At 60.9% G+C, this 13,485-nt stretch carries 11 protein-coding genes; 7 read left to right on the top strand and 4 right to left on the bottom strand.

Annotation, left to right across the window (positions count from 1 at the left end; genetic code table 11):
* Window positions 1-113 precede the first annotated feature (113 nt).
* The 4 genes from CKW11_RS15865 to CKW11_RS15880 all read right to left on the bottom strand — a co-directional run bounded on the left by CKW11_RS15865 (window position 114) and on the right by CKW11_RS15880 (window position 5,535).
* Window positions 114-2,960, bottom strand: coding sequence for a valine--tRNA ligase (locus CKW11_RS15865; protein ID WP_007965170.1), 2,847 nt, complete (start codon window positions 2,958-2,960; stop codon window positions 114-116).
* A gap of 200 nt (window positions 2,961-3,160) precedes the next feature.
* The gene (locus CKW11_RS15870; RefSeq protein WP_095138268.1) at window positions 3,161-3,547 is read right to left on the bottom strand and encodes a DNA polymerase III subunit chi; all 387 of its coding nucleotides are present in this window, start codon (window positions 3,545-3,547) and stop codon (window positions 3,161-3,163) included.
* An 8-nt stretch (window positions 3,548-3,555) separates the two neighbouring features.
* Window positions 3,556-3,984, bottom strand: coding sequence for a DNA polymerase III subunit chi (locus CKW11_RS15875; RefSeq protein WP_095138269.1), 429 nt, complete (start codon window positions 3,982-3,984; stop codon window positions 3,556-3,558).
* A 60-nt stretch (window positions 3,985-4,044) separates the two neighbouring features.
* Complete coding sequence (locus CKW11_RS15880) at window positions 4,045-5,535, bottom strand: leucyl aminopeptidase (RefSeq protein ID WP_095138270.1); 1,491 nt, start codon at window positions 5,533-5,535, stop codon at window positions 4,045-4,047.
* A 308-nt stretch (window positions 5,536-5,843) separates the two neighbouring features.
* Here CKW11_RS15880 and lptF point away from each other — a divergent pair, with 308 nt between their 5' ends.
* From lptF to recO, 7 genes are all read left to right on the top strand, one after another.
* Window positions 5,844-6,965 carry an LPS export ABC transporter permease LptF gene (gene lptF, locus CKW11_RS15885; protein ID WP_095138271.1) on the top strand — a complete coding sequence of 374 codons (1,122 nt, stop codon included), beginning with the start codon at window positions 5,844-5,846 and terminating at the stop codon, window positions 6,963-6,965.
* Window positions 6,958-8,019, top strand: a complete 1,062-nt coding sequence (lptG, locus tag CKW11_RS15890) for an LPS export ABC transporter permease LptG (protein ID WP_095138272.1) — start codon at window positions 6,958-6,960, stop codon at window positions 8,017-8,019. The genes lptF and lptG overlap by 8 nt, the downstream gene beginning before the upstream one ends.
* Window positions 8,020-8,191: 172 nt before the next feature.
* Complete coding sequence (gene lepA, locus CKW11_RS15895) at window positions 8,192-9,988, top strand: translation elongation factor 4 (protein ID WP_003221926.1); 1,797 nt, start codon at window positions 8,192-8,194, stop codon at window positions 9,986-9,988.
* A gap of 9 nt (window positions 9,989-9,997) precedes the next feature.
* The gene (lepB, locus tag CKW11_RS15900) at window positions 9,998-10,852 is read left to right on the top strand and encodes a signal peptidase I (protein WP_095138273.1); all 855 of its coding nucleotides are present in this window, start codon (window positions 9,998-10,000) and stop codon (window positions 10,850-10,852) included.
* Between the two features lie 183 nt (window positions 10,853-11,035).
* The gene (gene rnc, locus CKW11_RS15905) at window positions 11,036-11,725 is read left to right on the top strand and encodes a ribonuclease III (protein ID WP_024011703.1); all 690 of its coding nucleotides are present in this window, start codon (window positions 11,036-11,038) and stop codon (window positions 11,723-11,725) included.
* Window positions 11,718-12,620: a GTPase Era gene (gene era, locus CKW11_RS15910; RefSeq protein WP_003221935.1), complete on the top strand. Its 903-nt coding sequence runs from the start codon at window positions 11,718-11,720 to the stop codon at window positions 12,618-12,620. The genes rnc and era overlap by 8 nt, the downstream gene beginning before the upstream one ends.
* 170 nt (window positions 12,621-12,790) lie before the next feature.
* Window positions 12,791-13,480 (top strand): DNA repair protein RecO, encoded by a 690-nt coding sequence (recO, locus tag CKW11_RS15915; protein WP_007965159.1) that lies wholly within the window; start codon window positions 12,791-12,793, stop codon window positions 13,478-13,480.
* Window positions 13,481-13,485: the final 5 nt, after the last annotated feature.

Consider the following 13,485-nt stretch of genomic DNA (forward strand, 5'->3'; position numbering starts at 1 on the left):
GTCGGCTGACACACCGCTTTCGCGAGCAAGCCCGCTCCCACAGGGGATTTGTGGCGATTCTTGAATAAAAAAGGGAGGCCTTGGCGGGCCTCCCTCTTTCATTGCGGCTTGCCTTACAGGCTGGAAATCCGCGCGTGCTGCTCGGCCAGCTTGCCCAGGGCCTGTTCAGCCTCGGCCAGTTTGGCGCGTTCCTTCTCGATGACTTCGGCCGGGGCCTTGTCAACGAAACCGGCGTTGGACAGCTTGCCACCAACCCGCTGGACTTCGCCCTGCAGACGCAGGATTTCCTTGTCCAGACGTGCCAGCTCGGCGCCCTTGTCGATCAGACCGGCCATCGGCACCAGCACTTCCATCTCGCCCACCAGTGCGGTGGCGGACAGTGGCGCTTCTTCGCCAGCAGCGAGTACGGTGATTGATTCCAGACGCGCCAGCTTCTTCAGCAGCGCTTCGTTCTCGGTCAGGCGACGCTGGTCTTCAGCGCTGACGTTTTTCAGGTAGATCGGCAGCGGTTTGCCCGGGCCGATGTTCATTTCGCCACGGATGTTACGCGTGCCGAGCATCAGGCCTTTGAGCCACTCGATGTCGTCTTCGGCAGCCGGATCGATGCGCTCTTCGTTGGCCACCGGCCAAGGCTGCAGCATGATCGTCTTGCCCTGAATACCGGCCAGCGGCGCGATGCGCTGCCAGATTTCTTCAGTGATGAACGGCATGAACGGGTGCGCCAGGCGCAGCGCCACTTCCAGTACGCGCACCAGCGTGCGACGGGTGCCGCGCTGGCGCTCGACCGGAGCGTTTTCGTCCCACAGCACAGGCTTGGACAGTTCCAGATACCAGTCGCAGTACTGGTTCCAGATGAACTCGTACAGCGCTTGCGCGGCGAGGTCGAAACGGAACTGATCCAGTTGACGGGTCACTTCGGCTTCGGTGCGCTGCAGTTGCGAGATGATCCAGCGATCGGCCAGCGACAGCTCGTAGGCTTCACCGTTCTGACCGCAGTCTTCGCCTTTGTCCAGAACATAACGCGCGGCGTTCCAGATCTTGTTGCAGAAGTTGCGATAGCCTTCGACGCGGCCCATGTCGAACTTGATGTCGCGACCGGTGGACGCCAGCGAACAGAAGGTGAAGCGCAGGGCGTCGGTGCCGTAGCTGGCGATGCCGTCGGCGAACTCGTCGCGGGTCTGCTTCTCGATTTTCTTCGCCAGTTTTGGCTGCATCATGCCGGAGGTGCGTTTCTGCACCAGGGCTTCCAGCTCGATACCGTCGATGATGTCCAGCGGGTCCAGGACGTTGCCCTTGGACTTGGACATCTTCTGGCCCTGGCCATCACGCACCAGTCCGTGCACATAAACGGTCTTGAACGGCACCTGCGGGGTGCCGTCCTCGTTCTTGATCAGGTGCATCGTCAGCATGATCATCCGGGCAACCCAGAAGAAGATGATGTCGAAACCGGTGACCAGCACGTCGGTGGAGTGGAATTTTTTCAGGAACTCGGTCTTTTCCGGCCAGCCGAGGGTGGAGAACGTCCACAGACCCGAGCTGAACCAGGTGTCGAGCACGTCGTTGTCCTGTTGCAGCGCAACGTCCGGGCCGAGGTTGTGCTTGGCCCGCACTTCGGCTTCGTCGCGACCGACGTAGACCTTGCCCGACTCGTCGTACCAGGCCGGAATCCGGTGGCCCCACCACAGCTGACGGCTGATGCACCAGTCCTGGATGTCGCGCATCCACGAGAAGTACATGTTTTCGTACTGCTTGGGCACGAACTGGATGCGGCCGTCTTCAACGGCAGCAATCGCAGGCTCGGCCAGCGGTTTGGTCGACACGTACCACTGGTCGGTCAGCCACGGCTCGATGACGGTGCCGGAACGGTCGCCTTTCGGTACTTTCAGGTTGTGATCGTCGACGCTGACCAGCAGGCCGGCGGCGTCGAACGCCGCGACGATCTGCTTGCGCGCTTCGAAACGCTCTAGACCGGCGTACTCGGCCGGGATCTTGCCGTCGATGCTGTCATTCAACGTGCCGTCGAGGTTGAACACCTGGGCTGCGGGCAGCACGTTGGCGTTCTTGTCGAAGATGTTCAGCAGCGGCAGGTTGTGGCGCTTGCCGACTTCGTAGTCGTTGAAGTCGTGGGCCGGGGTGATCTTCACGCAGCCGGTGCCGAATTCTGGATCGCAGTAATCGTCGGCGATGATCGGGATGCGGCGGCCAACCAGTGGCAGCTCGACGAATTTGCCGATCAGGGCTTTGTAGCGCTCATCGTTCGGGTTAACCGCGACGGCGGAGTCGCCGAGCATGGTTTCCGGACGGGTGGTCGCGACGATCAGGAAATCGTTGCCTTCAGCGGTTTTCGCGCCGTCAGCCAGCGGGTATTTGAGGTTCCACAGGAACCCTTTCTCGTCGTGGTTTTCCACTTCGAGGTCAGAAATCGCCGTGTGCAGCTTGGTGTCCCAGTTGACCAGACGCTTGCCGCGGTAGATCAGGCCGTCTTCGTGCAGGCGTACGAAGGCTTCCTTGACCGCTTCCGAGAGACCGTCGTCCATGGTGAAGCGCTCGCGGCTCCAGTCCACGGACGAGCCGAGGCGGCGGATCTGGCGGCTGATGTTGCCGCCGGACTGATCCTTCCACTCCCAGACTTTCTCGAGGAATTTCTCACGGCCCAAGTCGTGACGGTTCTGGCCAGTGGCTTCCAGTTGACGCTCCACCAGCATCTGCGTGGCGATACCGGCGTGGTCGGTGCCCGGCTGCCACAGGGTGTTGCGACCCTGCATGCGGCGGAAACGGATCAGGGCGTCCATGATCGCGTTGTTGAAACCGTGACCCATGTGCAGGCTGCCGGTGACGTTCGGCGGCGGGATCATGATGGTGTAGGAATCGCCCGCGCCTTGCGGTGCGAAATAGTTCTCGGACTCCCAGGTGTTGTACCAGGAAGTTTCAATGGCGTGCGGCTGGTAGGTCTTATCCATGCGCGGCGGGACCCTATTGGCATTTATTCAGGAAAAGCCGGGAAGTATAGCGGGGCATGGGGCCGAGGGCGAGCGGGGGAGGTAGTGCGAGGTTCAAATGTGGGAGCGGGCTTGCTCGCGAATTCGGTGTGTCAGCCAGCGATGATGGTGCCTGACATACCGAATTCGCGAGCAAGCCCGCTCCCACAGGGGATTTGTGGTTATTCGTACTGGCTCAAAAGCCGTTCCATACGCGCCTCGAGGCGGCGTTTGATTTCGGTTTCGATGTGCGGCGCGAAGTCGTCGATCACGTCCTGCATGATCAATTGCGCGGCGGCGCGCAGTTCGCTGTCCAGGTGCAGCAGGGCGTCCGGGCCTTTATCCACAGGTGCGGCAGCAGGTGCCGGGGTCGGAGCCGGTGGTGGTTCGAGGGTCGGCGGCGTGGCGTCGACGGCCTCGAACAACATCGGAATCTGTTCCTGTTCACCATCCTCGACCGTGTCGGTCAGCAGTGGCGGTTGCAGGTTGTCATCGCCGAGCAACTGACGGATCGATTCGAGATCGTCCAGCAGGTGCGCAGGCTTTTGCAGCGGTTTTGGAGTGTCCATCGGCGTACTCAGAGTCGCTGTAAACGGTGGTCTTGCAGAGGATAGCCCTGTTCGCGGTAGAAACGGAAACTCTCCCGTGCCGCCGCGCGGATCGTCGGATCTTCCACCACCACTTCCGCCACACGGGCGAATTTACTGGCGAAGGCCGGGACTTTCAGGTCGAGGTTGACCAGCAGATCCTGATGTTCGCCGCAGTCGGCGCCCAGTCCCAGCACGATCAAACCGTCCGGTTCGCTCTCGGCAGGGCCGTGGGGCACGAAGGTTTCGCCCTTGAACGCCCACAGACGCGCATCAAGATCATCACGCTGAGCAGCATCGCTGCAATGCAGGTAGATGCGATGGCCCATGCGCCAGGCTTTCTCGGTGAGCTTGCAGGCAAAGTCCAGACGAGCCGAAGGATCGGCGCTGGGCAGGATGTAGAAGTCGACTTTGGTCATTGCGGTTCCTGAGCCTTGAACGGCGTCACCGCAAAGTGACGCCGCCCAGGTTCATCGGTTTCAGGCTTTGGCGCGGTCCAGCAGGTATTGGGTCAGCAGCGGCACCGGACGGCCGGTGGCGCCCTTGTCCTTGCCGCCGCTGGTCCACGCGGTGCCCGCGATGTCCAAGTGCGCCCAGTTGAGGTTCTTGGTGAAGCGCGACAGGAAGCACGCGGCGGTGATGGTGCCGGCCTTTGGCCCGCCAATGTTGGCGATGTCGGCGAACGGGCTGTCCAGTTGTTCCTGGTATTCGTCGAACAGCGGCAGCTGCCAGGCGCGGTCGTCTGCGGTTTTACCGGCGCTGAGCAGTTGCTCGATCAGTTCGTCGTTATTGCCCAGCAGGCCGGAAGTGTGGGCGCCCAGTGCAACCACGCAGGCACCGGTGAGGGTGGCGATGTCGATCACTGCTTGCGGCTTGAAGCGCTCGGAGTAGGTCAGGGCGTCGCACAGCACCAGACGGCCTTCGGCGTCGGTGTTGAGGATTTCCACGGTCTGGCCGCTCATGGTGGTGACGATGTCGCCCGGACGCGAGGCGTTGCCGCTCGGCATGTTTTCGGCGCAAGCGAGGATGCACACCAGGTTGATCGGCAGCTTCAGTTCAAGCACGGCACGCAGGGTACCGAACACGGAGGCCGCGCCGCCCATGTCGTACTTCATTTCGTCCATGCCGGCACCGGGCTTGAGGCTAATGCCGCCGGTGTCGAAGGTGATGCCTTTGCCGACCAGCGCGTAAGGCTTCTCGGACTTCTTGCCACCGTTGTATTGCATGACGATCAGGCGTGGCGGCTGGGCGCTGCCCTGGCCGACAGCGTAGAACGAGCCCATGCCCAGGGATTTGATCTTCTTCTCGTCGAGGACTTCGACTTTCAGATCCTTGAACTCTTTGCCGAGGTTCTTGGCTTGCTCGCCAAGGAAGGTCGGGTGGCAGATGTTCGGCGGCAGGTTGCCCAGATTACGGGTGAAGGCCATGCCGTTGGCAATTGCGGTGGCGTGATTCACCGCGCGCTGCACTTCGGCCTGCGCAGCCTTGATGGTCAACAGGGTGATTTTCTTCAGGGCGCGCGGTTCGGCTTTCTGGCTCTTGAACTGGCCGAAGGTGTATTCGCCGTCCACCAGGGTTTCCGCCAGCAGGCGGGTCTTGCCGTAGCTGTCGCGGTTCTTGACGATGATTTCATCCAGGGCCAGCACGGCGTCGCTGCCGCCCAGACCTTTCAGGGTATTGAGGATGCCGGCAACGATTTTGCGGAACGGACGGTCGCCCAGTTCTTCATCCTTGCCCACGCCGACCAGCAGCACGCGCTCGGCTTTCAGGTTCGGCAGGCTGTGCAGCAGCAGGCTTTGACCGACCTTGCCGGCCAGATCGCCACGCTTGAGCACGGCGCTGATCGCGCCACCGCTCAGTTCGTCGAGCTGTCTGGCGGCCACGCCGAGTTTGCGGCCTTCGCCGACGGCAACCACCAGGGTGGCGGTTTTCAACGTTTCTGGGCTAACGCTTTTTACAACCAGTTCCATGTCCGGATCCCTGAATGAATGGTCAACACACAGGCGTTCGACGGTGTCCGCAGTCGCCTGCTTATAGATAGAAGAGACGCAGGCCAGTGCCTGCGACAAAGGCGGCAGTTTGAACCTCGCTCCCTGCGCCTGACAACCCTCGGCGGCACGATCTTCAACCGATTACACGCTTGGGTGAGTGTGCGCAGTGACAGGCGCCCTCAATCACAGGATAATGCCGCATCTTTTTTCGACGGCTCTGCCTTGCGGGCCGGTCGAGACGTTTGCTTGTTTGGCCGCCTTAGCCTGACAACCCTGGAGTGTCTGGTTTGATCGTCTTCCGTTATCTGTCCCGTGAAGTGATGTTGACCCTGAGCGCCGTCAGCGCCGTGCTGCTGGTCATCATCATGAGTGGTCGCTTCATCAAATACCTTGCCCAGGCCGCTGCGGGCCAACTCGATCCGGGATCGCTGTTCCTGATCATGGGTTACCGTCTGCCGGGTTTCATGCAACTGATCCTGCCGCTGGGTCTGTTCCTCGGGATCCTGCTGGCTTACGGCCGGCTGTACCTCGAAAGCGAAATGACCGTGCTCTCGGCCACCGGCATGAGTCAGCAGCGTCTGCTGCGCATGACTCTGTTCCCGGCGACGCTGGTGGCACTGGTGGTGGCGTGGCTGAGCCTGAGCCTGGCCCCGCAAGGCGCCAACCAGTTCCAGCTGCTGCTGAACAAGCAGGACGCCCTGACCGAGTTCGATACCCTCGAACCTGGCCGTTTCCAGGCGTTGCGTGACGGGACGCGGGTGACCTACACCGAAAGCCTGACCGACGACCGCGTCAACCTCGGTGGCGTGTTCATCTCGCAGAAAAACCTCGGCTCCGATCAGAAGGACCGTGGGATTTCCGTGCTGGTGGCCGAGAAAGGCCGCCAGGAAGTCCACTCGGATGGCAACCGCTACTTGATCCTGCAGAATGGCTATCGCTATGACGGCAGCCCGGGTCAGGCCGATTACCGCGCGATCAAATACGACACCTATGGCGTATTGCTGCCAAAACCTGATGCCAGTGACGAAGTCACCGACCGTGACGCGATCCCGACTTCGACCCTGCTGGGTGCCGACGACGAGCGCTCCAGGGCCGAGCTGCAATGGCGGATTTCGCTGCCGTTGCTGGTGTTCATCGTGACCCTGATGGCGGTGCCGCTGTCGCGGGTCAATCCGCGTCAGGGCCGATTCCTGAAGCTGCTGCCGGCGATTCTTCTTTATATGGCTTACCTGACCATCCTGATTGCCGCCCGCGGCGCCCTCGAAAAAGGCAAGGTCCCGCCGGCTCTTGGCCTGTGGTGGGTGCACGGGATCTTCCTGGCCATCGGTCTCGGCCTGCTGTACTGGGAACCGATGCGCCTGAAGCTGGCCAGCCGTCGCAGCGCAGCGCTGGAGGTGGCCCGTGGTTAAACTCGACCGCTACATCGGCAGCAGTGTGTTCATGGCGATCATCGCCGTGCTGGCGATCATTCTGGGTCTGGCGACCCTGTTTGCCTTCATCGATGAGATGAGCGACGTCAGCGATACCTACACGCTGGCCGATGTGCTGAGCTTTGTCCTGCTCACCGCACCGCGTCGCCTGTATGAAATGTTGCCGATGGCCGCGCTGATCGGCTGTCTGATCGGCCTCGGCAGTCTGGCCAGCAGCAGCGAACTGACCGTCATGCGCGCCGCTGGCGTGTCCATCGGGCGTATCGTCTGGGCCGTCATGAAACCGATGCTGGTGCTGATGCTGGCCGGCGTGCTGATCGGCGAATACGTGGCCCCGGCCACCGAAAGCATGGCCCAGGCCAATCGCTCGCTGGCGCAAGGCAGCGGCGACGCGCAGAGCGCCAAGCACGGCATGTGGCACCGTCAGGGCGAGGAGTTCATCCATATCAACGCCGTGCAACCCAACGGCCTGTTGTATGGCGTAACCCGCTATCACTTCGACAAAGAGCGCCACCTGCTCAGCTCCAGCTTCGCCAAACGTGCGGAATTCGACGGCAAGCGCTGGCTGCTCAGCGACGTGACCACCACGGTGTTCCACGAGCGCAGCACCGAGGTGCTGAATGCGCCGAGCGAGGAGTGGGACGTGTCGCTGAGCCCGCAATTGCTCAACACGGTGGTGATGGCGCCTGAGTCGCTGTCGATTTCCGGTCTGTGGGGCTACATCCACTATCTGGCGGATCAGGGCCTGAGCAACGGTCGCTACTGGCTGGCATTTTGGGTCAAGGTGTTGCAGCCGCTGGTCACCGCCGCGCTGGTGCTGATGGCGATCTCCTTTATCTTCGGCCCGTTGCGCTCCGTGACCCTCGGTCAGCGGGTGTTTACCGGCGTGCTGGTGGGCTTCACCTTCCGCATCGTCCAGGATCTGCTTGGCCCATCTAGCCTGGTATTCGGCTTCTCGCCGCTGTTCGCGGTGCTGGTGCCGGCCACGGTCTGTGCGCTGGCGGGTGTCTGGTTGCTGCGACGGGCCGGTTGATGGCCGCGTTGTTGCCAGTGCTTTAACCGCGAAAACGCCTCGGTCGACAGACCGGGGCGTTTTCGTATGCAATCCGGGTGACAGGCGAACGTGACGCTTGCGCCGTGTATCAGGTACAATTCCCGGCTATTTTTCGGCGGGCCAAGCCTGCAGCCTTTTTGAGTGTTGATCCGTGAGTGATTTGAGTCATATCCGCAATTTCTCCATCATCGCCCACATTGACCATGGCAAGTCGACGCTGGCTGACCGTTTCATCCAGATGTGCGGTGGCCTGGCCGAGCGTGAAATGGAAGCCCAGGTACTGGATTCCATGGATCTGGAGCGCGAACGCGGGATCACCATCAAGGCCCACAGCGTTACCCTCTATTACAAAGCCAAAGATGGCGTCACCTACCAGCTGAACTTCATTGACACCCCGGGCCACGTCGACTTCACCTACGAAGTCAGCCGTTCCCTGGCCGCGTGTGAAGGTGCGTTGCTGGTGGTCGATGCCGGTCAGGGTGTTGAAGCCCAGTCCGTGGCCAACTGCTACACCGCCATCGAGCAAGGCCTCGAGGTCATGCCGGTGCTGAACAAGATCGACCTGCCACAGGCCGAGCCGGACCGCGTCAAGGACGAGATCGAGAAGATCATCGGCATCGACGCCACCGACGCCGTCACCTGCAGCGCCAAGACCGGCCTGGGTGTCGACGAAGTGCTCGAGCGTCTGGTCGCGACCATTCCTGCGCCGACCGGCAACATCGAAGATCCGCTGCAAGCGCTGATCATCGACTCCTGGTTCGACAACTACCTGGGCGTTGTTTCCCTGGTGCGCGTGCGTCATGGCCGCGTGAAAAAGGGTGACAAGATCCTGGTGAAATCCACCGGCAAGATCCACCTGGTCGACAGCGTTGGTGTATTCAACCCGAAGCACACCGCTACCGCTGACCTCAAGGCCGGCGAAGTGGGCTTCATCATCGCCAGCATCAAGGACATTCACGGTGCACCGGTCGGTGACACCCTGACCCTGAGTTCGACCCCGGATGTCCCGGTTCTGCCCGGTTTCAAACGCATCCAGCCACAGGTTTACGCCGGTCTGTTCCCGGTCAGCTCCGACGACTTCGAGGACTTCCGCGAAGCGCTGCAGAAACTGACCCTGAACGACTCGTCGCTGCAGTACACCCCGGAAAGCTCCGACGCCCTGGGATTCGGCTTCCGTTGCGGGTTCCTCGGCATGCTGCACATGGAGATCATCCAGGAGCGCCTCGAGCGCGAATACGACCTGGATCTGATCACCACCGCGCCAACGGTAATTTTCGAGCTGGTGCTGAAAACCGGTGAAACGATTTACGTCGACAACCCGTCCAAACTTCCGGATGTGTCAGCCATCGAGGACATGCGCGAGCCGATCGTGCGTGCCAACATCCTGGTTCCGCAGGAACACCTGGGCAACGTCATCACCCTGTGCATCGAGAAGCGCGGTGTGCAGGTCGACATGCTGTTCCTCGGCAATCAGGTGCAGGTCACTTACGACCTGCCGATGAACGAAGTGGTCCTGGACTTCTTCGACCGTCTCAAATCCACCAGCCGTGGCTATGCTTCGCTGGATTACCATTTCGATCGTTACCAATCGGCTAATCTGGTGAAACTGGACGTGCTGATCAACGGTGACAAGGTCGATGCCCTGGCGTTGATCGTGCACCGTGACAATTCGCACTTCAAAGGTCGCCAGTTGACCGAGAAGATGAAGGAACTGATTCCTCGTCAGATGTTCGACGTGGCGATCCAGGCGGCCATTGGCGGTCAGATCGTTGCCCGGACAACCGTCAAGGCACTCAGAAAGAACGTATTGGCCAAATGCTACGGCGGTGACGTAAGCCGTAAGAAAAAGCTGCTTGAAAAGCAAAAGGCCGGTAAGAAACGCATGAAGCAGGTCGGCAACGTGGAAATTCCACAAGAAGCCTTCCTTGCCGTGCTCAGGTTGGAATAGTCAGGTCCTATGTCACTAAATTTCCCGCTGTTGCTGGTCATCGCCGTGTTCGTCTGCGGCCTGTTGGCGTTGCTCGATCTGCTGTTCCTGGCGCCGCGTCGGCGTGCTGCCATTGCCTCTTATCAAGGCAGTGTCAGCCAGCCCGAGCCCGTGGTGGTCGAGAAGCTGAACAAAGAGCCGTTGCTGGTTGAATACGGCAAGTCGTTCTTTCCGGTGCTGTTCATCGTGCTGGTGCTGCGTTCGTTCCTGGTGGAACCGTTCCAGATTCCGTCCGGCTCGATGAAACCGACTCTGGACGTGGGCGACTTCATTCTGGTGAACAAGTTTTCTTACGGGATCCGCCTGCCGGTGATCGACAAGAAAATCATCGAAGTCGGTGATCCGCAGCGTGGCGATGTGATGGTGTTCCGCTACCCGAGCGACCCGAACGTCAACTACATCAAGCGTGTAGTCGGCCTGCCGGGCGACACGGTGCGTTACACCGCCGACAAGCGTCTGTTGGTCAATGGCGAGTCGATTGCCGAGCAACTGGTCGGCTCCGAGCCGGGCACGCTGGGCAGCGCGGAGCTCTACAAGGAAAAACTCGGCGCCGCCGAGCACCTGATCCGCAAGGAAATGAGCCGCTACCGCGCAACCCCGGACCGTACCTGGACCGTGCCGGCCGGCCATTACTTCATGATGGGCGACAACCGCGACAACTCCAACGACAGTCGCTACTGGGATGATCCGAACATTCCCAAGGATTTGCTGGGCATGGTTCCCGACCAGAATATCGTCGGCAAAGCCTTCGCTGTCTGGATGAGCTGGCCGGAACCGAAACTCAGCCACCTGCCGAATTTCTCGCGGGTTGGCCTGATCAAGTAATCAATCACGGCGCTGTTGACCACAGCGCCGAATGCATTTCTGGAGTCGACACAAATCGGCACCAGGGCATGAAGCCACGATATTCAGGACGTCATTTTTGAACACAGCGTTAATTGTCCCAGGCCTGCGCCGTACCCCGGCGATGGCAGTGGAATCCAGCCACGAACTCAGCGTGGGTAAACCGTGAGCGTTTCTCTAAGCCGTCTCGAGCGCCAGCTCGGTTACACCTTCAAGGATCAGGAGCTGATGCTGCTGGCCCTCACGCACCGCAGCTTTGCCGGGCGTAACAACGAACGCCTGGAATTCCTCGGCGATGCCATCCTCAACTTCGTCGCCGGCGAGGCGCTGTTTGATCGCTTCCCGCTGGCCCGCGAAGGCCAGTTGTCGCGTTTGCGCGCACGTCTGGTGAAGGGTGAGACACTGGCCGTGCTGGCCCGTGGTTTCGACCTGGGCGACTACCTGCGTCTGGGCTCGGGCGAACTGAAAAGCGGTGGCTTCCGTCGCGAATCGATTCTGGCCGATGCCCTCGAAGCGCTGATCGGTGCGATCTACCTCGATGCCGGCATGGACGTCGCTCGCGAGCGCGTACTGGCCTGGCTGGCCGGTGAGTTCGAAGGCCTGACGCTGGTCGACACCAACAAGGATCCCAAGACCCGTCTGCAGGAACACCTGCAATCGCGCGGTTGCGAACTGCCACGCTACGAAGTGGTGGATATCCAGGGTGAACCGCACTGCCGTACCTTCTTCGTCGAGTGCGAAGTGGTCTTATTGAATGAAAAAAGCCGAGGTCAGGGTGTGAGCCGTCGTATTGCCGAACAGGTAGCGGCCGCCGCAGCACTGATTGCCCTGGGCGTGGAGAATGGCAATGACTGATACAAACGCAACTCGCTGTGGCTACGTTGCCATCGTCGGCCGTCCCAACGTCGGCAAGTCGACGTTGCTCAACCACATCCTCGGCCAGAAGCTCGCGATCACTTCGCGCAAGCCGCAGACCACCCGTCACAACATGCTCGGGATCAAGACCGAGGGTGACGTGCAGGCGATCTACGTCGACACCCCCGGCATGCACAAGGGTGGCGAAAAGGCTCTGAACCGTTACATGAACAAAACCGCTTCGGCAGCGTTGAAAGATGTCGACGTGGTGATCTTCGTGGTCGATCGCACCAAGTGGACCGAAGAAGACCAGATGGTCCTGGAGCGCGTGCAGTACGTGACCGGCCCGCTGATCGTCGCGCTGAACAAGACCGACCGCATCGAAGACAAGGCCGAGCTGATGCCGCACCTGTCGTGGTTGCAGGAACAGCTGCCGAACGCGCAGATCATCCCTATCTCCGCGCAGCACGGGCACAACCTCGACGCGCTGGAAAAGGTCATCGCCGATCACCTGCCGGAGAACGATCACTTCTTCCCGGAAGACCAGATCACCGACCGCAGCAGCCGCTTCCTCGCTGCCGAACTGGTGCGTGAGAAAATCATGCGCCAGATGGGCGCCGAGCTGCCGTACCAGATCACCGTCGAGATCGAAGAGTTCAAGCAGCAGGGCAAGACTCTGCATATCCATGCGCTGATCCTCGTCGAACGTGACGGCCAGAAGAAGATCATCATTGGCGACAAGGGCGAGCGCATCAAGCGCATCGGCACCGAAGCGCGCAAGGACATGGAGCTGCTGTTCGACTCCAAGATCATGCTCAACCTATGGGTCAAGGTGAAGGGCGGCTGGTCCGACGACGAACGTGCACTGCGTTCGCTGGGTTACGGCGATCTGTAAATAGCGGTTTTCTGAGGCACCGGAGAACCCCCTGTGGGAGCGGGCTTGCTCGCGAATGCGGTGTAGCATTCAGCATTGATGTTGACTGTTACACCGCATTCGCGAGCAAGCCCGCTCCCACATTTGGTTTTGGGTTGTTTACAAAGCTGCGTTTCTTCATCGAGAACTCCATGTCGCAAACCCCACCTCCCGCCCAACTCGCCTACGTCCTGCATTCGCGCGCCTACCGCGAAACCAGCGCGCTGGTCGACTTCCTCACGCCACAAGGGCGGCTGCGGGCGGTGTTGCGCAGTGCGCGGGGCAAGGCCGGGACACTGGCACGGCCGTTCGTGCCGCTGGAAGTCGAGTTTCGTGGCAAGGGTGAATTGAAGAACGTCGGGCGCATGGAAAGTGCCGGCAATGCGACGTGGATGGTCGGCGAGGCGTTGTTCAGCGGTCTCTACCTCAATGAGTTGTTGATCCGTTTGCTCCCCGCCGAAGACCCGCATCCGGCGGTGTTCGATCACTACGCAGCGACTTTGCTGGCTTTGGCCGAAGGGCGGCCGCTGGAGCCGCTGTTGCGCTCATTCGAATGGCGCCTGCTGGATGATCTCGGTTATGGCTTCTCCCTGAACACCGATATCCACAGCGAACCGGTCGCGCCGGACGGTCTCTATCGTCTGCAAGTGGACGCCGGACTTGAACGCGTATTTCTGCTGCAGCCGGGCCTGTTCAACGGCACGGAGCTGCTGGCCATGGCTGAAGCCGACTGGACCGCTCCCGGCGCACTGTCCGCCGCCAAGCGTCTGATGCGTCAGGCACTGGCCGTGCACTTGGGCGGTCGTCCCCTCGTCAGCCGCGAGCTATTTCGCAAGCCCTGATCACC

Origin of the sequence: Pseudomonas sp. Irchel s3a10, assembly GCF_900187525.1 — a bacterium.
Taxonomy (GTDB): domain Bacteria; phylum Pseudomonadota; class Gammaproteobacteria; order Pseudomonadales; family Pseudomonadaceae; genus Aquipseudomonas; species Aquipseudomonas koreensis_G.

What these genes read in the sequence shown, in the direction of transcription:
- CKW11_RS15865 (WP_007965170.1), bottom strand. Translation starts at nt 2,960, where the DNA reads ATGGATAAGACCTACCAGCCGCACGCCATTGAAACTTCCTGGTACAAC.
- CKW11_RS15870 (WP_095138268.1), bottom strand. Translation starts at nt 3,547, where the DNA reads ATGGACACTCCAAAACCGCTGCAAAAGCCTGCGCACCTGCTGGACGAT.
- CKW11_RS15875 (WP_095138269.1), bottom strand. Translation starts at nt 3,984, where the DNA reads ATGACCAAAGTCGACTTCTACATCCTGCCCAGCGCCGATCCTTCGGCT.
- CKW11_RS15880 (WP_095138270.1), bottom strand. Translation starts at nt 5,535, where the DNA reads ATGGAACTGGTTGTAAAAAGCGTTAGCCCAGAAACGTTGAAAACCGCC.
- lepB (WP_095138273.1), top strand. Translation starts at nt 9,998, where the DNA reads ATGTCACTAAATTTCCCGCTGTTGCTGGTCATCGCCGTGTTCGTCTGC.
- era (WP_003221935.1), top strand. Translation starts at nt 11,718, where the DNA reads ATGACTGATACAAACGCAACTCGCTGTGGCTACGTTGCCATCGTCGGC.
- recO (WP_007965159.1), top strand. Translation starts at nt 12,791, where the DNA reads ATGTCGCAAACCCCACCTCCCGCCCAACTCGCCTACGTCCTGCATTCG.